The 23,209-nt window shown below is 64.3% G+C and carries 21 protein-coding genes; 11 read left to right on the forward strand and 10 right to left on the reverse strand.

Annotated elements, in window-relative coordinates:
• Window position 1 precedes the first annotated feature (1 nt).
• The 3 genes from B0G81_RS32880 to B0G81_RS32890 are packed head-to-tail and all read left to right on the forward strand — an operon-like array spanning window position 2 to window position 3,971.
• Window positions 2–1,792, forward strand: coding sequence for a TadG family pilus assembly protein (locus B0G81_RS32880; RefSeq protein WP_134141213.1), 1,791 nt, complete (start codon window positions 2–4; stop codon window positions 1,790–1,792).
• Window positions 1,793–1,802: 10 nt separating this feature from the next.
• Complete coding sequence (locus tag B0G81_RS32885; RefSeq protein ID WP_106284593.1) at window positions 1,803–3,194, forward strand: sigma-54 dependent transcriptional regulator; 1,392 nt, start codon at window positions 1,803–1,805, stop codon at window positions 3,192–3,194.
• Between the two features lie 48 nt (window positions 3,195–3,242).
• Entirely contained in the window at window positions 3,243–3,971 is a 729-nt protein-coding gene (locus B0G81_RS32890) for a DUF2968 domain-containing protein (protein ID WP_134141215.1), read from the forward strand.
• Between the two features lie 392 nt (window positions 3,972–4,363).
• Here the strand turns inward: B0G81_RS32890 and B0G81_RS32895 are convergent, their stop codons facing one another.
• Complete coding sequence (locus B0G81_RS32895) at window positions 4,364–4,552, reverse strand: hypothetical protein (protein WP_106284595.1); 189 nt, start codon at window positions 4,550–4,552, stop codon at window positions 4,364–4,366.
• A gap of 331 nt (window positions 4,553–4,883) precedes the next feature.
• Between B0G81_RS32895 and B0G81_RS32900 the strand changes: the two genes are divergently transcribed.
• A complete protein-coding gene (locus B0G81_RS32900; protein WP_106284596.1) occupies window positions 4,884–5,114 on the forward strand; it encodes a hypothetical protein in 231 nt (76 codons plus the stop codon).
• A gap of 20 nt (window positions 5,115–5,134) precedes the next feature.
• Here B0G81_RS32900 and hfq read toward each other — a convergent pair whose 3' ends face one another.
• On the reverse strand, window positions 5,135–5,638 hold the full coding sequence (gene hfq / locus B0G81_RS32905) for an RNA chaperone Hfq (protein WP_106284597.1): 504 nt from the start codon (window positions 5,636–5,638) through the stop codon (window positions 5,135–5,137).
• Between the two features lie 154 nt (window positions 5,639–5,792).
• Between hfq and B0G81_RS32910 the strand changes: the two genes are divergently transcribed.
• The 7 genes from B0G81_RS32910 (at window position 5,793) to B0G81_RS32935 (ending at window position 10,488) form a co-directional block, all read left to right on the forward strand.
• On the forward strand, window positions 5,793–5,996 hold the full coding sequence (locus tag B0G81_RS32910; protein ID WP_106284598.1) for a hypothetical protein: 204 nt from the start codon (window positions 5,793–5,795) through the stop codon (window positions 5,994–5,996).
• Between the two features lie 50 nt (window positions 5,997–6,046).
• Complete coding sequence (locus B0G81_RS43910) at window positions 6,047–6,184, forward strand: hypothetical protein (protein WP_166679092.1); 138 nt, start codon at window positions 6,047–6,049, stop codon at window positions 6,182–6,184.
• 14 nt (window positions 6,185–6,198) lie between these two features.
• On the forward strand, window positions 6,199–6,729 hold the full coding sequence (locus B0G81_RS32915; protein WP_106284599.1) for a sigma-70 family RNA polymerase sigma factor: 531 nt from the start codon (window positions 6,199–6,201) through the stop codon (window positions 6,727–6,729).
• Window positions 6,729–7,580 (forward strand): anti-sigma factor, encoded by an 852-nt coding sequence (locus B0G81_RS32920; protein WP_134141218.1) that lies wholly within the window; start codon window positions 6,729–6,731, stop codon window positions 7,578–7,580. The genes B0G81_RS32915 and B0G81_RS32920 overlap by 1 nt, the downstream gene beginning before the upstream one ends.
• A 274-nt stretch (window positions 7,581–7,854) precedes the next feature.
• Window positions 7,855–8,325: a hypothetical protein gene (locus tag B0G81_RS32925; protein WP_134141221.1), complete on the forward strand. Its 471-nt coding sequence runs from the start codon at window positions 7,855–7,857 to the stop codon at window positions 8,323–8,325.
• A gap of 92 nt (window positions 8,326–8,417) precedes the next feature.
• Window positions 8,418–9,995: an FAD-binding oxidoreductase gene (locus tag B0G81_RS32930; protein WP_106284601.1), complete on the forward strand. Its 1,578-nt coding sequence runs from the start codon at window positions 8,418–8,420 to the stop codon at window positions 9,993–9,995.
• Window positions 9,996–10,035: 40 nt separating this feature from the next.
• Complete coding sequence (locus B0G81_RS32935) at window positions 10,036–10,488, forward strand: hypothetical protein (RefSeq protein ID WP_134141223.1); 453 nt, start codon at window positions 10,036–10,038, stop codon at window positions 10,486–10,488.
• On the opposite strand, the gene B0G81_RS32940 is transcribed toward B0G81_RS32935, so the two are convergent.
• The 8 genes from B0G81_RS32940 to B0G81_RS32975 form a co-directional block, all read right to left on the reverse strand.
• Window positions 10,485–11,567 carry a DUF1571 domain-containing protein gene (locus B0G81_RS32940; RefSeq protein WP_134141226.1) on the reverse strand — a complete coding sequence of 361 codons (1,083 nt, stop codon included), beginning with the start codon at window positions 11,565–11,567 and terminating at the stop codon, window positions 10,485–10,487. The two genes, B0G81_RS32935 and B0G81_RS32940, sit on opposite strands and share 4 nt — an antisense overlap.
• A gap of 37 nt (window positions 11,568–11,604) precedes the next feature.
• The gene (locus tag B0G81_RS32945; RefSeq protein ID WP_134141228.1) at window positions 11,605–13,425 is read right to left on the reverse strand and encodes an AMP-binding protein; all 1,821 of its coding nucleotides are present in this window, start codon (window positions 13,423–13,425) and stop codon (window positions 11,605–11,607) included.
• Window positions 13,426–13,560: 135 nt separating this feature from the next.
• Entirely contained in the window at window positions 13,561–14,862 is a 1,302-nt protein-coding gene (locus tag B0G81_RS32950; RefSeq protein ID WP_134141230.1) for an acetyl-CoA C-acetyltransferase, read from the reverse strand.
• Between the two features lie 149 nt (window positions 14,863–15,011).
• Window positions 15,012–15,947, reverse strand: coding sequence for a MaoC/PaaZ C-terminal domain-containing protein (locus B0G81_RS32955; protein ID WP_134141232.1), 936 nt, complete (start codon window positions 15,945–15,947; stop codon window positions 15,012–15,014).
• Between the two features lie 2 nt (window positions 15,948–15,949).
• Complete coding sequence (locus B0G81_RS32960) at window positions 15,950–17,362, reverse strand: 3-oxoacyl-ACP reductase (protein WP_134141234.1); 1,413 nt, start codon at window positions 17,360–17,362, stop codon at window positions 15,950–15,952.
• 158 nt (window positions 17,363–17,520) lie between these two features.
• Complete coding sequence (locus tag B0G81_RS32965; protein ID WP_134141235.1) at window positions 17,521–20,019, reverse strand: acyl-CoA dehydrogenase; 2,499 nt, start codon at window positions 20,017–20,019, stop codon at window positions 17,521–17,523.
• Window positions 20,020–20,439: 420 nt separating this feature from the next.
• Window positions 20,440–21,306: a TetR/AcrR family transcriptional regulator gene (locus tag B0G81_RS32970; RefSeq protein ID WP_134141237.1), complete on the reverse strand. Its 867-nt coding sequence runs from the start codon at window positions 21,304–21,306 to the stop codon at window positions 20,440–20,442.
• A gap of 359 nt (window positions 21,307–21,665) precedes the next feature.
• The gene (locus B0G81_RS32975; RefSeq protein WP_134141239.1) at window positions 21,666–22,886 is read right to left on the reverse strand and encodes an MFS transporter; all 1,221 of its coding nucleotides are present in this window, start codon (window positions 22,884–22,886) and stop codon (window positions 21,666–21,668) included.
• Window positions 22,887–23,209: the final 323 nt, after the last annotated feature.

A 23,209-nucleotide genomic window follows, 5' to 3' on the forward strand; every position in this document is an offset into this window, starting at 1 on the left:
CATGCGCCAATTGCCTTGCGCCATGACCCGTGCCGCGCGCTACGCGCATCCTCTGTGGATGCGGCGCGCGGGCGCGCGCCGTCAGCATGGCTCGGTCGCGGTGGTCGCGGTGATCTGGCTGAGCGTGGCGATCGCGGCGCTCGGCGCGCTCGACGTCGGCAACGTGTTTTTCGCGCGCCGGCAGTTGCAGCGCACGGCCGATCTGGCGGCGCTGGCGGCGGTCCAGATGATCGGCTCCACGGGCGGCTGCGCGACCGCTACCACGGCTGCGCAGCAGAACGCGGCGGCCAACGGTTTCACGGCCGGCGGCACGACGACCATCAATACGACATGCGGCCGCTGGGATACCAGCAAGAGCACCTATTTCGGCACTAGCGGCAATCCGCTGAATGCGGTGCAGGTGACGACGACCCAGGTCGTGCCGTATTTCTTCGTCGGACCAAGTCGTAATGTCTCGGCGACGGCCACCGCGTTCGCTTCCAACATCGACGCGTTCTCGCTGGGGACCGGCATTGCGTCGATCAATACGCAGCAGTCGGCGCTGTTGGATGCGATTCTTGGCGGCTTGCTGAAAACCAGCGTGTCGCTGAGCGTAGGCGATGCTCAAAGCCTCGCCACGGCGCACATCAAGCTGCAGGATCTGATGGTTGCGCTCGGCGCGTCGACCATGCAGGGTTTGCTCGGCACGACAGTGAGCTTTCAGCAACTGATGGTCGCCATGGTCACCGCGTTGCAGACGGGCGGCGACACCATCCATGCGTCGATTCTGCAGAAGGTGGCGGTGGCTATTCCCGGCGGGCAGAACATCACGATCGGCGACGGCGGCGCGTCTTCGCCCGGGCTGCTCGCGCTCGGTCTCGCCAATCCTGATGCCGCGGCGACCGCGACGGTCAACGCGTTCGATGCTCTGCTGGTGGCGGCGCAGATTGCGCAACGCAGTCCGGACGGGACCAAGGGCAACGCGCCGGTGATCAATGTGGCGACGGGTCTCGCGGGAGTGGCGGGGATTTCGCTGCAGGTCATCAAGCCACCGGTGCTGGCGGTCGGCGAGGGCGGCATGTTGCCCAATGGGACGTATCGCACGATGGCGCGCACGGCGGTGGTGAACGCGAGCGTGAATCTGCTGCCGCTGACGTTCGCGCCAATCAGCCTGAATCTTGGCATCGGCTCGATCAGCATTTCCGCCTTGAGTACACCGATCATGCTTTCGCTGACGAGCGCGCAGGGCACAGCCGCGCTCAGTTCGGTCGACTGCGAGTCGACCAGGGCAGCGACCAATGCCACGATTCTGGTGCAACCGAGCGTCGCGACGGTCTGCGTGGGGGCGAATCCGGCTTGCGGCGGAACGATCAATGTCGCCGACGTTACGGTATGGACCCTGCCAACCGGCACGAACGAACTCACGAAAATTGCGATCAACGGAACGGAGCAATTGCCCTTGGCGCCGCCTTCGTCCCAGCCCGTTACGTTCAACGGCGCATTCGGCAGTTTCGATTCGTCGGTCACCATCAATTCCAATGCCGTTGGCAGCGATGCGTCGACGCTGACCGCGCAGCTACTCAAGGTGTTGCCCAACACACTACAGGTGACCGCCTTGGGACTCAATCTGACCGCGGTGATCCAGCCTTTGCTCTCCGCCCTTGCGCCGGTGCTGTCGGCTGCTCTACAACCTGTCTTCGCGCTGCTCGACGCGGTGCTCGTGCCCACGCTAGCGCTGCTCGGCGTTCAGGTCGGCACCGCCACCGTCCACAACATGTCGCTGACGTGCGGCGTTTCGCAACTGGTCAACTAGCCAATCCAAGATGAGAACCACCACCAAAATCGAGGAACTCGATATCTACGTCTGGGAGGGCAAGGCCGACATCGTCGACCGGGTCGCGCGCTGCATGGCGAGCTTCGATGTCGAAGTGATCCGTGCGGACGACATCGCGATCTCGCCCGAGCGGACCGCGCTGCGGCCGTCGCTTGCGATCATCAGCGTGTCGGTGATCGACAGCGGCGCGCTGATCCTGCGCGACTGGCAGGCCGCGCACGGCATTCCGGTGGTCTGGGTCGGCGCCGCGCCGCGCGAGCACGATCCGGCCGCCTATCCGTCCGAGTACTCGCATATTCTGCCGCTCGACTTCACCTGCGCCGAACTGCGCGGCATGGTCATGAAGCTCGTGCTGCAAATGCGCGCGCACAGCGCCAAGACGCACGAGTCCGATGCGATGATCGCCAACTCGGAGTGCATGCAGGCGCTGCTGCACGAAGTCGACACCTTCGCCGATTGCGACACAAGTGTGCTGGTGCACGGCGAAACCGGCGTCGGCAAGGAGCGCATCGCGCAACTGTTGCACGAAAAACATAGCCGCTACGGACAAGGCCCGTTCGTCGCGGTGAACTGCGGCGCGATTCCCGACGGCCTGTTCGAATCGCTGTTCTTCGGTCACTCGAAAGGCTCGTTCACCGGCGCGGTGGTTGCGCACAAAGGCTACTTCGAGCAGGCCGACGGCGGTACGCTGTTTCTCGACGAAATCGGCGATCTGCCGCTCTATCAGCAGGTCAAGCTGTTGCGCGTGCTCGAAGACAGCGCGGTCACGCGCATCGGTTCGGCGACGCCGGTCAAGCTCGATTTCCGGCTGGTGGCGGCGACCAACAAACTGCTGCCGCAACTGGTGAAGGACGGCACGTTTCGCGCCGACCTTTACTACCGGCTCGCCGTGATCGAATTGAAGATTCCGTCGCTGGAAGAGCGGGGCGCCGTCGACAAGATTGCGATCTTCAAGGCGTTCATCGCGCAGATCGTCGGCGCGGAGCGTCTCGCGGCGTTGCCCGATCTGCCGTACTGGCTTGCCGACGCTGTCGCCGACACGTATTTCCCCGGCAATGTGCGCGAGCTGCGCAATCTGGCCGAACGCATCGGCGTGACCGTGCGGCAAATCGGCGCGTGGGATGCGGCGCGCCTGCAACGGCTTCTCGCGCTCGCGCGCACCACTCAGCCGGTGCCGGCGGAGAGCGTAGCCGAGGTGCTGGTGGACCGCAGCAAATGGGACATGGCCGAGCGGAATCGCGTGCTCGCCGCGCTCGACGCAAACGGTTGGCGCCGCCAGGATACGGCGCTCTATCTCGGCATTAGCCGCAAGGTGTTATGGGAGAAAATGCGCAAGTATCAAATTTTCGACGAGGAGCCCGAAACGCGGGAAAGTGAGTAATAATGGGATGGTTGTACTAAAACAAAAAACTGTTCGAGCATAAATTACATGGACCGAAAGTCGAAACTGCGACAGATTGCGCTCGCCGCATTGATCGCGATGGGCACGGCGCAAGGCGTCAACGCGCAAGCTCTGCAGAACAGCGGCGCAAGCGGCGGCGCCATCGGCGGTGTCGTTTCCCAGCCAGGCACGACAGCCGCGTTGCCGGCTACCTCGCCGGCGGGACAGGCGCAGACTTCCGCCCTCACGTCGGACGAAGCGAAGCAGTCCGCGGCAGGCAACGTGGCGGAATTGCAGCAGATGATCCACGGGTCGGATCTAAGCGAACTGCGCACCACGTATAACGGCAGTTACGGCGCGAGCTTGCTGTTTTACGGCAAGGAAATGACGTACTACGTGGCGCTGTTCCAGCAGAAAAATTTCTGGCGTGTCATCAAGACGCAGGACGCGACACGTGCGGACATGATCTACAAGGATTTCGTGCGTCAGACGGTGCAACTGTCGGACGTCGAGATTCGCCGCACGCAACTCGAAGCGCAAAAAGCGTTCACGGAGCGGATGATCGCGTTGCAGCAGGACAATGCGAACCGCTTGCAGGCGGACCTCGATGTCGCGCGTCAGCAGCAGAGCATCGTGGCGACCCAGCAGCAGCAAACTCGCGCCGAAGCGACTTCGCTGGCTCAGCAGAAGGCTTCCGCGCAAGATCAGCTGCGTGCCGCGCAGCGCCAGGTGCGCGATCTGCAACGCCAGTTGGAAAGCGGGTTGCCCTCGCGCTGAGCGTTACGGGCTGAAGAGCATCCGGTGGGCAGGGCGGCGCGGTGTTGACCGTTTCGCTCGGCTTCACCGCAACGATGGCTCGTTGTTCAACTGCATTCGTGCAACGCGCATAGTTCGCGAGGCCCACGCGAACGCCATTGCTCGTTCACGCACTCGCCGGATTTTCCATTCCTGCAGCAGTAATAGCCACCCACGTTTATCAGGCGCGTTCGCGCGAAGTCTCACGCGCGGCAGGCGAGCGGCTCGGCGCAAATCTTCCCAATTGTTTTGCACGCGCACTAGCGGTCGCGCTTAACGCACCGCCTCCACCCGCCCGATGGCGATAGCGGCGGCCACGCTTTGGCTGCTGCTTCGTTTTCCCTGTGCTCCGCCAGCCGATAACGCGGCCAGCTCTAATGCCGCTTCTTTCCCTCCGAAGCCCCCTCCTTGTCCGACGCGTGATGCGGGTCTCCCACGTCGACGGCGATCGGATCGCTGGCGGGGAAGCTTTCCTCGAGCGCCTCATCAAGACGGTTGTCGTCGGATTCGGCGGGCGCTTGCGTTGCCGCGGGAGGGGATTCGTGTTGCTTCTTGCTGGTCATGACGTGCTCCGTGAGAAGAGAGTCTGCAAACCAGCATAGCGCAAAGCAGGCTTCGGCGAACATCGGCTGAACGGTCCAAGACCGTGCGCCGTAAGCGCCCGCTGCAAACCCGTGAGCCGAACGATGCGCGAACCGGTGCGGGTTTATCAGCCGAAACTTAAAAACCATTGCGCATCAACTCGTTTTCCGTGTGTCGACACAGTGCGGCGCGCGAAAGAAAAGCAGGCACCGGCTGCGTGGGCCGGTAGACCGCAACGCATGCCGCGAACCGGCAATGTCGCGCTCGGGAGGGGCGCAACCAGAACCCGTGAACAACAAGGCAGCGAATAACATGAACCGGAAAAAAACCGCGTGCGCGTCGCAGCGCCTCAACGCGTCGCACGTCGTGGAAGCTGAGCTGGAACACCTGGATTGGGCAACGAAGCAACCGGCGCAGCGCTGGCTGGACGCCGTGTATTGGCGCCGCCGCGTGCTGGCGGTCAAATGCGGATTTGAACTGACAGACCTGCAGGTGATGCGTCTGGAGAAGATATTGCAGCGGCTCGGCCATTCGCCGGAGTAGCCGAGCGCCGCCGCGGCGGCTTACTCGCTGCCGCCATTACCGCCATGATTGCCGCCACCGTGGTTACCGCCGCCGTGGTTGCCACCGTCGCCGCCCGTGCCGAACAGACGCCGGCGGCGCGTAACGACCACGGGGCCGTCCGACGTGCCGCTGCTTCGATCCGACGCAGGCCGGTCCGAAGACGGCGCGCCATACGACTCGCGCGGTTCACGCGGTTCGCGCGGCTCACGATGATCGCGCGGTTCACGCGAGCCGTGCGGGCCACGCGTGGTGTGCTCGCCGTGCGCGGGACGCCCCGCGCGCGGAGCCGGACGCGTGCCGGTGTCGAGCTGGATCGTCGAGATCGCGCGCTTGTAGATGCCTTGCAGGCCGACAGGCGTGCGCAGCATCACCAGATACTGATCGAACGACTCGATGCACCCGGTCAGGCGGATGCCGTTGACAAGGTAAATCTCGACGCGCTTTCGTTCTTTGCGCGCAGCGTTCATGAAGTCGTTTTGCGGATGCGATTCTGCGGAAGCCATGGACAATTCAGGTTAGAAAGACGGTTGTTCGCCGCGATTCTACCCTGTGTGGGGGCGGAACGCGTCGGCGGGCGAACTGCGTCCACTATAACGGCTTGTGGGCGCATAAGCATCTGATAACTATTGACTGTAACGTTGAGTTACGAATCTGCGGATGAATGCCGCGTTCTTCCGCCACGCGCGGCCCTGCGCGGCGCGGATGGCGGAAAAAGATGGCGGGCGCGGTGTATCGGATGGAATAAAGCGCCGCCCGACCGCGTTATATCAGGCATGGCGACACTGCATCGTGCGCGTCGCCGATCGGCTTGTGCCGGCCGCACCGGATGTTCGGGCGCTCATCCGCAAGCTTCTCGCATGAGAGCCGAGTCAGGCGCGAAAGCGCCAGCTCTGACCGACAGGAGACTCACCATGAAAGTATCGCGCATCCTTTCCGCTGTTTTCGTTCTGCTGGCGCTGGCGGGGGGAACCCTCGCGACGAGCGCGTGCACGTCCGCGACCGATAGCGGCGCCTCGAGTTCGAGCGGCGGCGGCAGCGGCGGCTACTGAGCGCCGCTCGCCGGGTGAATTTCGAAGCCGAAGTGATTTCGTGGCTCCCGCAGCTGCGCCGCTACGCGCGCGCACTGACGGGCGACCGCGCATGGGCCGACGACCTCGTACAGGATACGGCGGAGCGCGCGCTCGCCCGTTGGGCGGCGTTCCGGCCGGACAGCAATTTGCGCGCATGGCTCCTGACGATCCTGCGGCATCTCTACATCGATCAATTGCGCGGCCGCCGCGAGATTGCCGTCGATGAAGAGAGCGCGCCCTGGCGCAATCTCGAAGCGCCGCAGGGCGAGGTCGACGGCCTCGTGCTGCGCGATCTGCAACGCGCGTTGTACTGTCTGCCCGTCGAACAGCGTGAAGTGCTGTTGCTGGTCTGCGTGGAGGAGCTGTCTTACCAGGAAGCGTCGCGCGCGCTCGGCGTGCCGATCGGCACGGTGATGTCGCGGCTCTCCCGCGCGCGCGAACACATGCGCGCGTTGCTGACGGAGGGACCGGCGCAGGGGCCGGCGCGTAAAAGTCCACCGTTGAAAGTAGTGAGAAACCCGTGATGAACAGCGACGACTACGATTCCAGCTTGCCCGAAGGGCTCGATCTGCGAGCGCTGTCGGCGTATGTCGACGGTGAATTGCCAGGCGCGGAGCGTGCCGCGATCGAGGCCCAGCTGGCGCAGCATCCGCAGGCCGCCGCGCGCGTGGCCGCTTGGCGCGCGCAGAAAGCCGCGTTGCGCGTGCTGTGCGGCGCGCCGCAGCGCAGCGAGCGCGATGAGCGCAACGAGCGTCATGAACGCGAGGCGGCCGATGAACCGGCCTTCATCGTGTTGCGGCGCAGGACCGCCTGGTGGCAACGCGCGGGCGTCGCGGCCTGCTGGCTCGCGGCCGGCGCCGGGCTCGCGCTCGCCCTTGGGCCGCTCGCGCCGCGTCTGACCGGCGGCGCGTGGGGCGGTCTGGGCGGCAGCCCGCCGAGCTTCGCCGAGCGCGCCGACATCGCTTATGCGGTGTACACGCCGGAGCGGCGGCATCCGGTGGAAGTCGCCGCGAACGAAGAAGAGCATCTGATCAACTGGCTCTCCAAACGGCTGAACCGGTCGCTCTCGGTGCCGTCCTTGCAGGAATACGGCTACTCGCTGGTGGGCGGCCGGCTGTTGCCCGGCGAAGCGGGTCCGGCGGCGCAGTTCATGTACGAGAACACCAGCGGCGCGCGGCTCACGCTCTACGTCACCGGCATCTCGCGCGACGAAACCGCGTTCCGCCTGTTTCGCGACGGCAACCGCCGCACCTTCTACTGGGTCAGCGACGGCATGGGCTACGCGCTCTCCGGGCCGATCGCGGAAGGCAAGCTGCGCACGATCGCCATCGACGTGTGCAGCGCGCTCGGCGGCAAACCGGAGTCGTGGCAGTAGGGCGTGTGCGAGTTCGCGCCACGCGACTGTCGTGTCGGTAGGCAGAGGCCGTGCAACACCCGGTAACAGAACCGGCGTGCGCTTGCGCCGCGCGGACGGAATAGCGTCGCGCGGCGCTGCGTTTACTTGTTGCTGGATCGTGCCGTTCCCGCGTGCGTACATGGGTACGTGGCAAGGTCTTCAGCGAGGCAAACGACGGCGTCTTCACAGTGCCGACACGGTTCTTGCGGTCGCAACGCCGGTGCGCATCGGACAGCATAAAGGCAGCAAAATCATGCTCACATTTCATCAATTCGGCAGCGGGCTGTATGGCGGCTTAGCTTGTGTGTGCCTGTGCGCCGCGTGCGCGGCGCCGGTCGAGGCGCAAGCGGATGCGCCGGTGTGCCGGTTCGTGGCGGGGCAGGCGGAAATCGACGGCGTCATGCAGCAGATCACCGGCCGCGCATGCCTGCAACCGGACGGCACGTGGCAGATCGTCGAGGACGATGCCGCCGCGCAGGCCTTGGCGGATGGCCCGGTCTACTACTACGATCCATGGTATTGGGGGCCGCCGGTGGTGTTCGGGGTCGGCGTGTCGTTCGTGTTCGTCGACCGCTTTCATCATTTCCATCATATGGATCATGTGCGCTATGTGCATGGCGTGCACGGATCGTTCGGCGCGGGCGGACGCGGCGGTTGGCACGGCGCGGCGCCCATGCACCCATGGGGCGGCATGTCGCACGGCGGCGGAGGAATGCGCCGCTGACTCGTGTCGCTGATTCGTGCGAATGACTCGCCGCCAATGACACGTGCCGCTGACTCACTGCCGCGGATTCGCGCGGCGGCCAGGGAGACGCTTTGATTCGTAACTTGCCGCCAAAAGTGTCCGCCGCGCAGTTCGACCGCGCGCTCGCCGGTTGGCGTTCGATCGTCGGCGAGCCGCAGGTGGTGACCTCGGCGGACGGCCTCGCCGCGTATCTCGATCCGTTCGCGCCCGGCGAGCGCGAAGCGTTTTCGGCAAGTGCCGCCGTCTTGCCCGGCTCCGTCGATGAAATCCGCGCGGTGCTGCGCATTGCCAATCAATTTCGCATTCCGCTGTGGACCGTTTCGACCGGACGCAACTTCGCGTATGGCGGCGCCGCGCCGCGTCTTGCCGGCTCGGTCGTGCTCGATCTGCACAGGATGAACCGCATCATCGAAGTGAACGAGGCCATGGCGTACGCGCTGGTCGAGCCGGGCGTCAGCTACTTCGATCTGTACGCGCATCTGCGCGACAAGGGCTACAAGCTGTGGGTCGATCCGCCCGCGGCCGGTTGGGGCAGCGTGGTCGGCAATACGCTCGAACGCGGCTTCGGCTATACCGCGTACGGCGATCACGCGGCGTCGCAGTGCGGCATGGAAGTGGTGCTCGCCAACGGCGATGTGTTGCGCACGGGCATGGGCGGCATTGAAATCGGCACCGCGTGGCAGTTGTACCAGCCGGGCTATGGACCGTCGTTCGACGCGATGTTCATGCAGTCGAATTACGGCATCGTCACCAAGCTCGGCGTCTGGCTGATGCCCGCGCCGCCCGCGTATCTGCTCGGCGAAATCCAGTTTCAGCATGAAGCGGATCTCGAAGCGATCGTGGAGATCTTGCGGCCTTTGCGGCTCGATGAAACGATCCGCAATCACGCGGTGATCGAGGGTGGTTTGCGCCGCGCGGCTGGCTTGTCGGCGCGCGCGCAGTGGTACGACGGACCCGGCGCGATGCCCGGCAGCGCGGTGGACGCGATGCTCGAGAAGCTGAATGTGGGCCGCTGGAATCTGCATTACGCGCTTTACGGTACGCCTGAATCGATCGACGCGCGCCATGCGATCGTGCAGCGCGCGTTTGCGCGCATACCGCGGGCGCGCTTTCTGGCGGCGCGCTACGCGGGCGATGCGCAGCCCACGGCCGGCGGCGACCGCAACCTCGCCGGCATTCCGGCGATGAGCGCGTTTCGCATGCTCGACTGGCGCGGCGGCGCGGGCGCGCACGTGGACTTCGCGCCGGTGTGTCCCGCGACCGGGCGCGACGCGTTGCGTCAATACACGATGGTCAAGGCCCGCGCCGCGGAATACGGCTTCGATTACTACGGCGGTTTTACGGCGGGCGTGCGCCATCTGCATCACATTTTCGCGGCGATCTTCGACCGCGACGACGCGAACCAGGTCGAGCAGGCCGGCGCGCTATTGCGTTCGCTGATGAGCGACGCGCGCGCGGCGGGCTACGGCGAATACCGCGCGCATCTCGCGTATATGGATTTTGCCGCGGCCCAGTACAGCTTCAACGACGGCGCGTTGCTGCGGTTCTCGGAAACGATCAAGGACGCGCTCGACCCGAACGGCATTCTCGCGCCGGGCAAGCAGGGCATCTGGCCGGCGGCGTGGCGCGACCGGCGCGGCTATACCTGAGGGCGCGGCCGCAAACGAGGCATGACGACAGGAGCGATGCATGGACCGGCGCACTTTCATGATGACCGGCGCTTGCCTCTCGACCGCGGCAGGCAGCGCGTGGCCGTGGCTCGCGCATGCGGCGGCGCGTAGCAATACGGTGGCGGTGGTCGACTCCACGCTGGCGTTCGGCGCCGCATTCGCCGGCTATGCAGCACACCGGCAGTTGCCGGTTTTCGAAACCGGCGACGATATCGGCGCGCTTTGGTACACGACACTCGCACCGCTGCTTTGCGCAACGCCGACACGTACACCCACACCCACGTTCCTGTCGGTTTCGCTAATCGGCCTCACGCGCGCGTCCGACTACTTCGTGCTGAACCAACTCGCTAGAAGCGCGGGACAGGTGATCGAAAACGAACACAGTCACGAGCAAAGCGCGGGCTCGGACAGACAGCATGGTCACGTCGCATTCGCCTTCGCCTTCGCGCCGCGCGTATTGCACGAGAGCTAGAAGCTGTACGCCTTGTTCTTCGGATCGAAGGTCGAGTCGTCGAATGTTTTCGGCGTGATGGTTTCGAACACGATCTTCTCGAAGATCTTGCCGTCGTTGTCATAAGACTCGACGGTGCGGAAATATGGATGCCGCAGATCGAGGCCGAGCGTTTCTTTCTTCGCGTAGAACTGCGGCTGGCCGGTCGGCGTTTCGAAGGTGAACGCCACCACGCGCACGCCGTCGACCGTTTTGACTTCCACCTGGGTCGAACGCGGCAAGCCGGCCTCGATGTATTTTTTGCCTTCGCTGAGGTACTGGTTCGCGATGTATTCCGTGCCGAGATCGCGCACCTGATGGTTCGATTGCGCGCGGGCGAGGGCGCCGGTCAGCGAGGTCCACACCGGCATCACATTCATGATGCCGCCCAGATGCCCGTACATCTCATCGGTCCGTTTGGATTCGTCGTAGATGATTTCCTGGCCGGCACGCGCACCGTCGGGCAGCCATTTCGCGTAGATGCGCAACGGGTCGTGCGCGACGCGCACCAGCATGTGATCGGGCTTGTCGGGCCATTGGCCGTGAATGCGTTCCGAGCGCGCCATGGTGAACTCGTACGACGGATAGCCGTTCGGCCCTTCCTTGATATAGCGCGGCAACGCGAGTGGATCGAGCGACTGGAACAACGCGACCAGTTGCGCGTCATTGAGCTTTTCCATCGCGCCGCTTTGTTGCGCGGCGCGCAGCCACTTGACCTGCTGATCCAGCGTCAGCTTGCCGACCTGCGTGGAGGGCGTGGACGGCGCCTTGACGCCGCTGGCGCTGTCAAGCGAGGGCGGCGTGTCGTCGTTTTGCGCGAACGCCACCGGCGTGGCCAGTGCGGCCGCTCCCGCCACCAGCGCCGCGATCAGGAGCTTGCGCGACGGCACGCTTTGCAACGACGCACGCAAGCATGCGAATAAGTCCGCACGCAAACCAGCGGTCCGCGGCGGCGAATGCGACGACAGCGACGAATGCGACGACAGCGACGAAGGCAACAAACCGGCGAGGCGCATGAAGACGGGCGTGCGGCGTGATCGTGCGGACAGGCGGTGCTTCATGAATCTCTCCGAAAGGTGACGCGAAGCGCCTTCCCTGTCAGGCAGGCTTTTGCTTCGCGAGTTCCTCGTCGCGCAGGGCGCGGCGCAGAATCTTGCCGACATTGGTTTGCGGCAGCTCGTCGCGGAACTCGACGAGCTTCGGCACCTTGTAGCCGGTCAGGTTCTTGCGGCAGTGGGCGATCACCTGTTCCGCCGTCAGGGAAGGATTGCGCTTGACGATGAATACCTTCACCCGTTCACCCTGCGCGGCGTCGGGCACGCCGATTGCGGCGACTTCGCGCACGTCCGGAAGCGCCGCGATCACGTCTTCCACCTCATTCGGATAGACATTGAAGCCCGACACCAGAATCATGTCCTTCTTCCGGTCGATCAGCCGGATAAAGCCGCGCGAATCCATGACGCCGATGTCGCCGGTGGCGAGCCAGCCGTCGTCGTCGATCACCTTGGCGGTTTCTTCCGGACGATTCCAGTAGCCTTTCATCACCTGGGGTCCCTTCACGCACAATTCGCCCGCCTCGCCGATGTTCGCCCAATGGCCGTCGTCCTTCCTGAAACGCACTTGCGTGGACGGGGCGGGCAAACCGATCGAGCCTTCGAAGTCACGCATATTGGAGAGGTCGACCGGATTCATCGACACGATCGGTGAGCATTCCGTGAGCCCATAGCCTTCGATGATCGGCTTGCCGGTCACCGCCTTGAAGCGCTCGGCCACCGACTTCTGCGTGGCCATGCCGCCCGCCATCGCCAGCTTGAGATCGGAGAAGTCGCGCTTGCAGAATTCCTCGTTGTCGAGGAACGCGTTATAGAGCGTGTTCACGGCGGTCATGCCCGTGAATTTTTCGTGACGGATGATCATCATCACGCGCTTCATGTCGCGCGGATTGGCGATCAGAATGTTGCGCCCGCCCAATCCCATGAAGATCAGCGCATTCACCGTCAACGAATAGATGTGATAGAGCGGCAGCGGCGTGAGCACTGTTTCGACCTCGCCGGTCAGTTGGCCTTCTGACCACGCCTTGGCCTGCAAGAGATTCGCAATGATGTTCCTGTGCGTGAGCATCGCGCCCTTGGCGACGCCGGTCGTGCCGCCTGTGTACTGCAGGAACGCGATGTCGTCGTGGGTGGGCCGCACGGGCGTCAATGGCCGCGAGTAGCCCGTTGAAAGCGCGTCGAGCAGCGGCACCGCCTTGGGCAGGTTGTACGCGGGCACCATCTTCTTCACGTGCCGCAGCATGAAATTGAGCAGACGTCCCTTCAGATTCAGGCCGTCGGCGAGCAGATCGCCGAGTCCCGTCACGATCACGTTCTGCACTTTGGTGCCGGGTAGCGCGTCTTCGACCGTCTTCGCGAAGTTCTCGAACACGATGATGGTTTGCGCGCCGCTGTCCTTCAACTGATGCGCGAGTTCGCGCACCGTATAGAGCGGATTCACGTTGACCACCACGCCGCCGGCCTTCAGTACGCCGAACAGCGAGACCGGATACTGGAACGTATTCGGCAACATGATTGCCACGCGTTCGCCCGGCTTCACGCCGATGCTCTGCAGATACGCCGCGAACGCGGTGGCCTTGCGGCCGAGTTCACCGTAGGTCATGCTCGCGCCTACGCTCACATACGCGACACGCTCGCGGAACTGCGCGATGCATTCGTCGAAGAACTGTACGACCGACTCGTATTTCGACACGTCGATTTCACGCGGCACATCCGCCGGATAGGACGCGTACCAGATGCCGTCGGTGTTGGGCGCGTGGTGCGGCGCGTGAGCCTGCGCCTGCGCGAAGGCCGGCGCCGGATCCGCTGCGTTCTGCGCCGCCGATTCGCCGCCGGGCGCAAGCGTGGTTTGAGTGGGCTGGGTCATGGTCGTCTCCTGAAGCTGTGGCTTCATCTCTTTGTGTGCCGGCCCGGTGGCCGGTCATCGAAGCAATCAACGCGAGTGTGGCAGCGTGTGAAGCAAAAGCATGCGGCGAAGCAAACACTGAAACGCATGTCAGGTTCAGCGTTCCAGAATCGCGACCACCCCCTGGCCGCCCGCCGCGCAGATCGAAATCAGCCCGCGCGCGGCGCTGGCCGGTTTGTCGAGTTGCGCAAGCATTTTCGCGAGGCCGGCGACGATGCGTCCACCCGTCGCCGCGAACGGATGGCCGGTGGCGAGTGAACTGCCGTTCACGTTCAATTTTGTCCGATCGATCGCGCCGAGCGGGCCCGGTAAGCCGAGCTGCGTGCGGCAATACTCGTCATCCTGCCATGCCGCGAGCGTGCACAACACCTGAGCGGCGAACGCTTCGTGGATTTCATACAGATCGAAGTCCTGCAACGTAAGCCCGGCGCGCGCCAGCATGCGCGGCACGGCGTAGGCGGGCGCCATTAGCAGGCCTTCTTTCTTGTCGAAGAAGTCGACGGCGGCGGTTTCGGACCAACTCAGGTACGCGAGCACCGGCAGTCCATGACGCGCGGCCCATTCTTCACTCGCGAGCAGCACGGCGGAAGCGCCGTCGGTGAGCGGCGTCGAATTGCCCGCGGTCAGCGTGCCGGCGTCGCGGTCAAATACCGGTTTCAGGCTCGCGAGTTTTTCGAGCGTGAGGTCGGAGCGCAGATTGTTGTCGCGCGCGAGACCGCGGTACGGCGTCATCAGATCGTTGACGAAACCGCGCGCATACGCCTCCGTGAGCTTGCGGTGGCTGTCGTAGGCGAGCACGTCCTGGGCCTCGCGGGAGATGTTCCAGCGCTTGGCCATCAGTTCGCAATGCTCGCCCATCGAAAGGCCCGTGCGCGGTTCGCCGTTGCGCGGCAGAAGCGGCTTGAAAAACATGCCGGGCCGCAGCTTGCTCAGCGCGCTGACGCGTTGCCCGGTGCTCCTGCCGCGATTGGCTTCGAGCAGGATCTTGCGCATCCGCTCGTTGACGCCGATCGGCGCATCGGAGGTCGTATCGACGCCGCCCGCGATGCCCGCTTCGATCTGCCCCAAGGCGATCTTGTTGGCGACGAGAATGGCCGCCTCGAGTCCGGTGCCGCAGGCCTGTTGCACATCGTAAGCGGGCGTTTCTTTGGCAAGCGTGGTGGACAGCACGGATTCGCGCGTCAGATTGAAGTCGCGCGAATGCTTGATGACGGCGCCCGCAGCGACTTCGCCCAGACGTTCGCCGTGCAGGTTATAGCGGTCGATCAGCCCTTGCAGCGTGAAGGTCAGCATGTCCTGATTCGACGCGGTCGCGTAGGCGGTGTTCGAGCGGGCAAACGGAATCCGGTTGCCCCCGACGATGGCGACTCGGCGTACGGCTGGCAGCGGGTGGGACATGCTCGGCTCCTTCGGGTCGTTCCCTGAGTATTGAATGGTGCGAATGGTCTAACAATGGTCTGACGGCCGGTCGCGACGGCCCTGATTCAACAACGATTCAGCCGCCCGCAATTCCACGATTCCACGACTCGGCGCACGACGCGCGCACCTCATTGCAACCTCCATTGCATGCGGCCGCGCAAGTGCGGTTTCTGCCCCGCGATATCGCGCACTTCGATGTCGCGTTCGATCAGCGAAGGCGACGCGCTCCACAGCGACGCCTCGCCGGGCAGCCGCATCGGCAGTTTGAATTCGGCGCTGAGGGTGGCTTCCGCAAGCGGCTTCGGCGGTTGCAACGCGGAGGCGGCGCGCGCCAGCGTCCACATGCCATGCGCGATCGCGCGCGGAAAGCCGAAGGCCTTCGCGGACAGCGCGCTCAGATGGATCGGGTTGTAGTCGCCGGACACGCTCGCGTAGTCGCGGCCCAACTGCGACGCGAGTTGCCAGCGCGCGACGCGTTGCAGCGCAACGGCTCCGGGTTCGAGCGGATCGAGCACGCTGCCGCTCGCCGGCACGCCGCGTTTCAGATAGACGCTGTCGCCGTCCCAGACCGCTTCGCCGCGCCGGTACATGCGCGTATGCAGCACGAACGCCTGGCCTTTGTCGTGGCGCAGCAGCGCGCCGAATTCCACCTCGACGCGCAGCATCTCCTTGTAGGCGAGCGGCCGGCGCAAACGCACATGGTTGGCCAGATGCACGAGCCCGAGCGCCGGCCATGGAAACGCCGGGTCGGTCAGCATCAGCAGATGCAAGGGAAAGGCGAGCAGATGCGGATACGTGAGCGGCACGCCGTGCTCGGGAATAAAGCCGCACACGCGCGCATAACGCCAGATCGGCCCGGGGTCGAGGGCGACGGCGGGGCGCACCAGCCGCAGCGGCGGCAGATGCGTCTCGCGCCCGCGTTTGACGAGGCCGGACAACGCGCGCGCATAGAGCTTGGCGGGCGCGGGCAAGGTCTCGATCACGACGGTCTTGGGCCGCACCGCATCCGGCCGCGCCGGGTTCGATAGAGGACTGCCGTCGAACGGATCACCGGGCTCAGCCATGGTCACGCTCCAATCAGGCTTTGTCCGCACACGCGCACGATCTGGCCGCTCACGCCGGCCGATCCCGGATGGGCGAGCCACGCGATGGTCTGCGCGACGTCGACCGGCTGGCCGCCCTGGCTCATCGAATTCATGCGGCGTCCGGCTTCGCGGATGGTCAGCGGAATCTTCGCGGTCATCTGCGTTTCGATGAAGCCGGGCGCGACCGCGTTGATCGTGATGCCGCGCGCACGCAGATGCGGCGCCATGCTCTGCACGCGGCCGATCACGCCGGCCTTCGACGCGGCGTAGTTGGTCTGGCCGAGATTGCCGGCAATGCCGCTGATCGACGACACGCCGATGATCCGGCCGCCGTCGCGCAGAATGCCAGCGGCGAGCAGGGCGTCGTCGATCCGCTCCTGCGCGGACAGGTTGATGTCGATCACGCTTTGCCACGCGGCCGCGGTCATCTTCGCGATGGTTTTGTCCTTCGTGATGCCGGCGTTATGCACGACGATATCCACGCCCTGTTCGTCGAGCGCGGCCGCGATCTGCGCGGGCGCTTCGGGTGCGGCGATATCGAAGGCGAGGGCGGTGCCGTTCAACTGGCGCATGGTTGCGTCGAGCGCGTCGCGGGCCGTCGGGATGTCGATGCCGATCACGTGCGCGCCTTCGGCGGCGAGCACGCTCGCAATCGAGGCGCCGATGCCGCGCGCCGCGCCGGTCACGACGGCGCGCCGGCCCGCGAGCGGTTGCTGCCAATCGAAGGCGGGGGCCGTCTCGCCGCCCGCGCCGGCAGCGACGCGCACGACCTGGCCCGACACATAGGCCGAGCGCGGCGACAGAAAGAACCGCAACGTCGCTTCCACCCGGTTTTCCGCGCCTCGCTCCACGTACACGAGATTCGCGGTGATGCCGCGCCGCGCTTCCTTGCCGAGCGAACGCGTGAAGCCTTCGAGCGCCCGTTGCGCGGTCCATTGACGCGGCGTCGCGCAGGTCTCCGGCGGCCGTCCCAGCACGATGATGCGGCCGCACTTGCCGAGCGAGCGCAGCGTGTCGTGAAAGAAGCCGTGCAAGGGTTCGAGCTGGGTGCTGTCTTCGATGCCGCTCGCGTCGAACAGCAGGGCCGCGAGTTTGCCTTGCGAACCGGAGTCGGCCGCTTCGAAGCGGCCCGTCATGAGGCCGTGGCGGTTGGCGAGCGGCACCCACAAGCCGGCGCTTTCATGCGCGACGCTCGTTACGCCGATGCTTGCCACGAGGTTCGCGAGCGCGTCGAGCAGATGCGGTTCGCGGCCCGCACCGAGCGCGACCAGTCCGCCGAACTCGGGCTGATCCGCGCGATAGCGGCGCAGCACCTCGGGCTTCGGCAGGCCGACCGAGCGCGCGAGGCGCGCGCCGAACGGCGAGTTGACGAAGTTCAGATAAGAGTCGTTCATATTATTAGTCGCTCCGCTGGCCACGCCCGAGGGAAGTGCCCTTGAGAGACGCCCCCGCAGGAAGTCTCTCTGAGGGACGTCGAACGTGTGTCAGTGTGCACCGAGTTCGACGCTCGCGGCGCGCCTTCCCCGCATGTTTTTTTAAGCCGGCGCCGAACTCAGGCCGCGAGCTCCAGCGCCTTTTCCAGCGCCTCCTTGCGCTTTTGCAGGTTGGCGAGCATGTCGAAGTCGGCGGGGAAATCGTCCACCTTCACGACTTGCGCGCCGTAACGCGCGTAGTCGTCGAGCACGCGCCGGTCGTCGGCGTCGAGCAGGCCTTTTTTCTGTGCGGTGTCGGTCCAGGCGGCTAGTTGCGGCAGGCTCTGCGGCATCGGTTCGAGCAGCCCTTGCTTGACCGCGTCGCGCAGCTTCTGCTCGATCTGCGTGAAGCGCGGATTCAGTTCGAACACCAGCTCGCCGTAGCCGAGCGCGTCGACATCCGGATGTGGCACGTACGAATCGGATACCAGACGTTCGCGCGCGGCGCCTGGCGTTTGCATCAATGCGGCGATCTCGCTGCCGAGCTGATCGGACGGCTCGCGGTGCGGCAGTCCGAACGGAAACGCGAGCACGCGCACGAGGCCCGCGGCGAGCCGGTTCGGATAGTTGGCGAGCACGCCGTCGAGCGCGTGTTGCGCCTTGTACAGCGAGTCCTCGACACCCCAGCGCACCAGCGGCAGGTCTTCTTCCTGACGGCCTTCGTCCTCGAAACGTTTGAGCGTGGCGGAGATCAGGTAGAGCTGCGACAGCACGTCGCCCAGACGCGCGGAGATGCGCTCGCGGCGTTTCAGATCGCCGCCGAGCACGAACATGGAGACATCGGCGAGCAGCGCGAACGCGGTGGAGAGCCGCGTGGCCGCGCGATAGTACGCATGCAATGGCGCATGCGCCGTGCGCGGTTTGGCGATGAACGCGCCGCCCGTCACGCCATAGACGAAACTGCGCACCACGTTGGAAAGCGTGAAGCTGACGTGGCCGAAGAACGCCTCATCGAAATCGCGCAGCGCCTTGGCGCGATCCGTTTCGCGCGTGGCGGCCATTTCCTTCAGCACATACGGATGACACCGAATCGCGCCTTGCCCGAAGATGATCAGGCAACGCGTGAGAATGTTCGCGCCTTCCACGGTGATCGCGATCGGCACCTGCTGATAGGCGCGCGCGAGAAAGTTCGACGGCCCCATGCAGATGCCCTTGCCGGCGGCGATATCCATGCCGTCGTTGATGACCATGCGGGCGCGCTCGGTAATGTGATATTTGGCGATCGCCGAGATCACCGAAGGCTTTTCGCCGAGGTCCACCGCGTGTGCCGACAGGCGGCGCGCGGCGTCCATCACGTACAGATTGCCGCCCATGCGGCCGAGCGCTTCCTGCACGCCTTCGAACTTGCCGACGGCGGTGCGGAACTGGCGGCGAACCGCGGCGTAGGCGCCGGTGCCGCGCACGGCGATCTTCGCCATCCCCACGTTCGACGAAGGCAGCGAAATCGCCCGGCCCGCCGCGAGACATTCCATCAGCATGCGCCAGCCGTTGCCGACCTGGGCGCGGCCGCCGATCACCCAGTCGAGCGGAATGAACACGTCCTTGCCCGAGTTCGGACCGTTCTGGAACACAGCGTTCAACGGCCAGTGACGGCGGCCGATGTTCACGCCTGGATGGTCGGTAGGAATCAGTGCGCAGGTGATACCCGGTTCGTCGTCATTGCCGAGCAGATGCTCGGGATCCAGCGCGCGAAACGCGAGGCCGAGCACGGTCGCAATCGGGCCGAGCGTGATATAGCGCTTGTCCCATGTGACGCGAAAGCCCAGCGTCTCGCGGCCTTCAAACCGACCCTTGCACACGATGCCGACGTCAGGAATCGCCGCCGCGTCGGAACCCGCATACGGGCTGGTCAATGCGAAGCACGGTATTTCCTCGCCGCGTGCGAGGCGCGGCAGGTAGTGGTTTTTCTGCTCGTCGGTGCCGTAGTGCATCAGCAGTTCGGCGGGGCCGAGCGAGTTCGGCACCATCACCGAAACGGCGGCGGCCGAGCAGCGCGTGGCGAGCTTCATGATGACCTGCGAATGCGCGTAGGCGGAGAACTGTTTGCCGCCGTACTGCTTCGGAATGATCATGCCGAGAAAGCCGTGCTCCTTGATGTACCGCCAGGTTTGCGGCGAGAGGTCCTGCCAGACCATGGTGGTTTCCCAGTCGTTCGCGAGGTCGCACAGCTTTTCGCATTCGACGTCGAGGAACGACTGTTCTTCCGCCGTCAGCGTGGCCGGGCCGTAGCCGAGCAGCTTGTCCCAGTGCGGACGTCCCGAGAACAGTTCGGCGTCCCACCAGACCGTGCCGGCTTCGATCGCATCGCGCTCGGTCGGCGACATCTCCGGCAGGATGTTGCGGAAAATGTCGAGCACGGGCTTGGCGAACCATGTGCGCCGCAGCGGTTTGAGCGCAAGCACGAGGGCGGGGAGGACGAAGACAATGGCAAGCAGCGTGGTGGCCACCGGCCCTGCCGCTCCGCTGACATGCGCGGCCGCCACCCAGACGATCATGAAGGCAAGCCACCATGCCGCGCGCGCCTGAACATAGACGAGCGCGAAGGCGGCAATCACTAACACCAGGATGAACCACGGCATGACGTTTCCTCCTCTTTCGATGGTGCGTGCGGACGCATCCACGCAGCGCGGATGGTTCGCGTTCTATTGATTTTCTGCTTCACGCTCGCGTTGCCTCGTCGCGCGTACCGCGTTTGCGCGGCGTGTGTGCAGTTGGACAGCGCGGCGTTGCTTAGGTGCGTAACTTAGACGTGCTGCTCAGGTATGCGGCGTTCATCATGTTCGGCTGCCTTCCTGCTGAGGGTTGACTGAGTACTTGTTGCCTGTTTCGCGCTGACCTGCGGCGTAGGGATTGCCGGTTGGCTACGGGTTCGATATTGCGGCATGCTAACCATCTTGTGACTTGCTCGCATGGCGAGGTACTGATTCGCTCGCCTGCTCGCGCAGGCACCGCATGCGGGCAACGGCTGATAACGGCGCGTTGCCCGCAGCGTTAGATCGTCAAGCCGCGCCGTGCAATGCGTGCTGGCGCGAACCTGCCTCCAGGGTGCCGCCGCGATGCTCGCCTTCCGATACGGCCGGCGATGTCGGCTCCGATCCACCCTCTGTGCGTGCCGCGCTCGCAGTTTCAGCACCGCCGATGCCGGCGCACTCCGAGCCGCCTTCGCTGGCGTCGCCAAGGACTGCGGCGAATGCGGCCAGTTGCGTGCCGTCAGGCAACGGTGCCTTGAGCGCGGCCACCATCAGCGAAGCGAGGCGGGCAATGAGTTGCAGGTCGTTCATCGACTTGCCTTGCGAGAACTCGGAAAGCAGGCTGTCCGTGTCGGTGCCGGCCAGCACGCCCGACAGCGCGCCGATCGCGAAGTGCAGACGCCAGCCCAGTTCCTCGCGCGGCAGATGCGGCAGCGCGCGCTGAAAGGCATCGAAAAAACGCACCGCCACAGAAGCGTAGTGTCCGTTGAGAAAATCACGAATGAACGACGACGGGTCGGTATAAGCGCGGCCGAGCAAACGCAGAAACGCCTTGCCGCCTACCCGCGGATCGCGCGACAGGCGCAGCGCCGGAATGAACATCGCGCCGAGCACATGCTCGCAGGTCAGGCGCTCGCCGAGCAGGTTATCGAAGCGGTCGAGCAGCTTGAGCCGCTCCTGGTTGAGATGGTCGAGGCGGCGCGACAGCATTGAGTGAATCAGCGATTCCTTGCTGCCGAAGTGATAGTTCACTGCCGCGAGATTCACTTCGGCGCGCGAAGTAATCTGGCGCAACGACATGGCCTCATAACCGCAGTCGATGAAGAGTGTTTCGGCGGCGTCGAGGATGCGGGACTTCGTATCGCCGGCATGCCGGCCTGTTGTGCGAACTGCCATGTTGCGTCTCCCAGTTGCCGGGCGTCCGGCCCGCAAACAAGCGATTCAAATATTGATTTGAAACGGCCGTTTTTTTCAGGATAAGAAGAAATGATGTGTGCGATCAAGGGGTCACAGTCGACTAACTCCTCTAGAAGACCTGACGAAGGTCCGTCTTTCCATGCGCGCGGCACGTCAAACCGCGCGGAAATAAAAAAGGCCGTTCCGATGGAAATCGGAACGGCCTCGTATTGCTTGCTGCCCTGTTTGGCCCTGCGTTTGCTGGCTGACGCGTACTGTGCGTCGCGGCGGTTCGAGCCGCCTTTGCTGTCTATTGTGCCCGATAATGCGCCGGCAAAATAGCTGTTTGGTTCGAACGCTTAAAGCTGCGCCGCGACCTGTTTCGCGGACTGCGTCATATCGATGCCGCGGCGCTCACGGCTGAACGGAATCAGCGCGGCGATCACCACGGCCACGATGCCGATCACGACGGCCATGATGAGCGCGTAGTTGTTGCCGTGCGCTTCGGCGGCGCTCGCCTGCAACGGACCGTTCACCGACGCGATCAGATTGCCGAGCTGATACACGAGGCCGGGGAAGGTCGCGCGAATTTCATCGGGTGAGATTTCGTTCAGGTGTACTGGAATCACACCCCACGCGCCCTGCACGGAGATCTGCATCAGGAAGGCGCCCACCGCGAGCAGCACCGGCGTGGTCGAGAAAGCCCACAGCGGCAGCACCGGCAACGCGATCAACGCCGCAATGAAGATCGCGCGCTTGCGGCCGATCTTCTCCGACAAGGCGCCGAAGAACAGCCCGCCGCAAATCGCGCCGATGTTCAGCGTGATCGTGATCCACGACACGGTGTGCGCGTCGAACTGATGCTGCACGCGCAGGAAGGTCGGATACAGATCCTGCGAGCCGTGCGAGAAGAAATTGAACGCGGTCATCAGAATGATCGCGTATAGCGACAGCTTGACATTCTGCCTGAGCGTGGCGACGAGACCCGGACGCGCTTTCTTTTCGAGTGTCTTGAAGGCGGGCGACTCCGGCACGTGCGCGCGCACGTACAGCACGAGCAAGGCAGGCAACACGCCGACGAAAAACATGCCGCGCCAGCCGATGTATTGATAGAACACGCCGAACACGACCGAAGCGAGCAGATAGCCGCTCGGATAGCCGGCTTGCAGCAGACCCGAGACAATGCCGCGCGATTTCGGCGGCACGGTTTCCATGGTCAGTGCGCCGCCGACGCCCCATTCGCCGCCCATCGCGATGCCGAACAGCGCGCGCAGCACGAGCAGAGTGGCAAGATTCGGCGAAAAGCCGGACAGCAATTCCAGCAATGAGAAGCACGCGATGTTGACCATCAGCGTGGGACGGCGGCCGTACTTGTCGGCGAGCCAGCCGAAAATCAGTGCGCCGAGCGGACGCATCACCAGGGTCAACATAATACCGAAGGCGACTTCGGGAATTTTTGTATTGAACTCCGCCGCAATATCTTTCAATACGAACACCATTAGAAAGAAATCGAATGCGTCGAGTGTCCAACCCAGATAGGCAGCGATCGTGACGTTTCTCTGTTCCCGTGTCCAACTCATTGATTGTTCTCCTGGTTCTCCATTCACCCATATTCAACGACCGGTGGCTCCGCAGCCCCGCACGCCCCCGGGCGTAAGCTCCGAGCGAGTGTACGCCGACTGTTAAACGCTTGCATGGATGAAGGCGCGTTTATCCGTATTAATCCCTGGGACGGAGTTCACGCAGAATAGCGGCGTGTGCATCGTGTCGGGTAAATGTAATTGGTGTATTAACCGCGCGTGCAATTTCGTTTGTTATTTGTAATCCATTTAGAGTTTGATTTCGCGCTAATCCGGTCACTTTTACGCGGACGTATATGTGAGCTGTCGGTCGAACGAGGCGA

It is taken from the genome of Paraburkholderia sp. BL6665CI2N2 (assembly GCF_004366535.1).
In the GTDB taxonomy this organism is placed as follows: Bacteria; Pseudomonadota; Gammaproteobacteria; order Burkholderiales; family Burkholderiaceae; genus Paraburkholderia.

What these genes read in the sequence shown, in the direction of transcription:
- B0G81_RS32880 (WP_134141213.1), top strand. Translation starts at nt 2, where the DNA reads ATGCGCCAATTGCCTTGCGCCATGACCCGTGCCGCGCGCTACGCGCAT.
- B0G81_RS32885 (WP_106284593.1), top strand. Translation starts at nt 1,803, where the DNA reads ATGAGAACCACCACCAAAATCGAGGAACTCGATATCTACGTCTGGGAG.
- B0G81_RS32890 (WP_134141215.1), top strand. Translation starts at nt 3,243, where the DNA reads ATGGACCGAAAGTCGAAACTGCGACAGATTGCGCTCGCCGCATTGATC.
- B0G81_RS32895 (WP_106284595.1), bottom strand. Translation starts at nt 4,552, where the DNA reads ATGACCAGCAAGAAGCAACACGAATCCCCTCCCGCGGCAACGCAAGCG.
- B0G81_RS32900 (WP_106284596.1), top strand. Translation starts at nt 4,884, where the DNA reads ATGAACCGGAAAAAAACCGCGTGCGCGTCGCAGCGCCTCAACGCGTCG.
- hfq (WP_106284597.1), bottom strand. Translation starts at nt 5,638, where the DNA reads ATGGCTTCCGCAGAATCGCATCCGCAAAACGACTTCATGAACGCTGCG.
- B0G81_RS32910 (WP_106284598.1), top strand. Translation starts at nt 5,793, where the DNA reads ATGAATGCCGCGTTCTTCCGCCACGCGCGGCCCTGCGCGGCGCGGATG.
- B0G81_RS43910 (WP_166679092.1), top strand. Translation starts at nt 6,047, where the DNA reads ATGAAAGTATCGCGCATCCTTTCCGCTGTTTTCGTTCTGCTGGCGCTG.
- B0G81_RS32920 (WP_134141218.1), top strand. Translation starts at nt 6,729, where the DNA reads ATGAACAGCGACGACTACGATTCCAGCTTGCCCGAAGGGCTCGATCTG.
- B0G81_RS32925 (WP_134141221.1), top strand. Translation starts at nt 7,855, where the DNA reads ATGCTCACATTTCATCAATTCGGCAGCGGGCTGTATGGCGGCTTAGCT.
- B0G81_RS32935 (WP_134141223.1), top strand. Translation starts at nt 10,036, where the DNA reads ATGGACCGGCGCACTTTCATGATGACCGGCGCTTGCCTCTCGACCGCG.
- B0G81_RS32940 (WP_134141226.1), bottom strand. Translation starts at nt 11,567, where the DNA reads ATGAAGCACCGCCTGTCCGCACGATCACGCCGCACGCCCGTCTTCATG.
- B0G81_RS32945 (WP_134141228.1), bottom strand. Translation starts at nt 13,425, where the DNA reads ATGACCCAGCCCACTCAAACCACGCTTGCGCCCGGCGGCGAATCGGCG.
- B0G81_RS32950 (WP_134141230.1), bottom strand. Translation starts at nt 14,862, where the DNA reads ATGTCCCACCCGCTGCCAGCCGTACGCCGAGTCGCCATCGTCGGGGGC.
- B0G81_RS32955 (WP_134141232.1), bottom strand. Translation starts at nt 15,947, where the DNA reads ATGGCTGAGCCCGGTGATCCGTTCGACGGCAGTCCTCTATCGAACCCG.
- B0G81_RS32960 (WP_134141234.1), bottom strand. Translation starts at nt 17,362, where the DNA reads ATGAACGACTCTTATCTGAACTTCGTCAACTCGCCGTTCGGCGCGCGC.
- B0G81_RS32965 (WP_134141235.1), bottom strand. Translation starts at nt 20,019, where the DNA reads ATGCCGTGGTTCATCCTGGTGTTAGTGATTGCCGCCTTCGCGCTCGTC.
- B0G81_RS32970 (WP_134141237.1), bottom strand. Translation starts at nt 21,306, where the DNA reads ATGGCAGTTCGCACAACAGGCCGGCATGCCGGCGATACGAAGTCCCGC.
- B0G81_RS32975 (WP_134141239.1), bottom strand. Translation starts at nt 22,886, where the DNA reads ATGAGTTGGACACGGGAACAGAGAAACGTCACGATCGCTGCCTATCTG.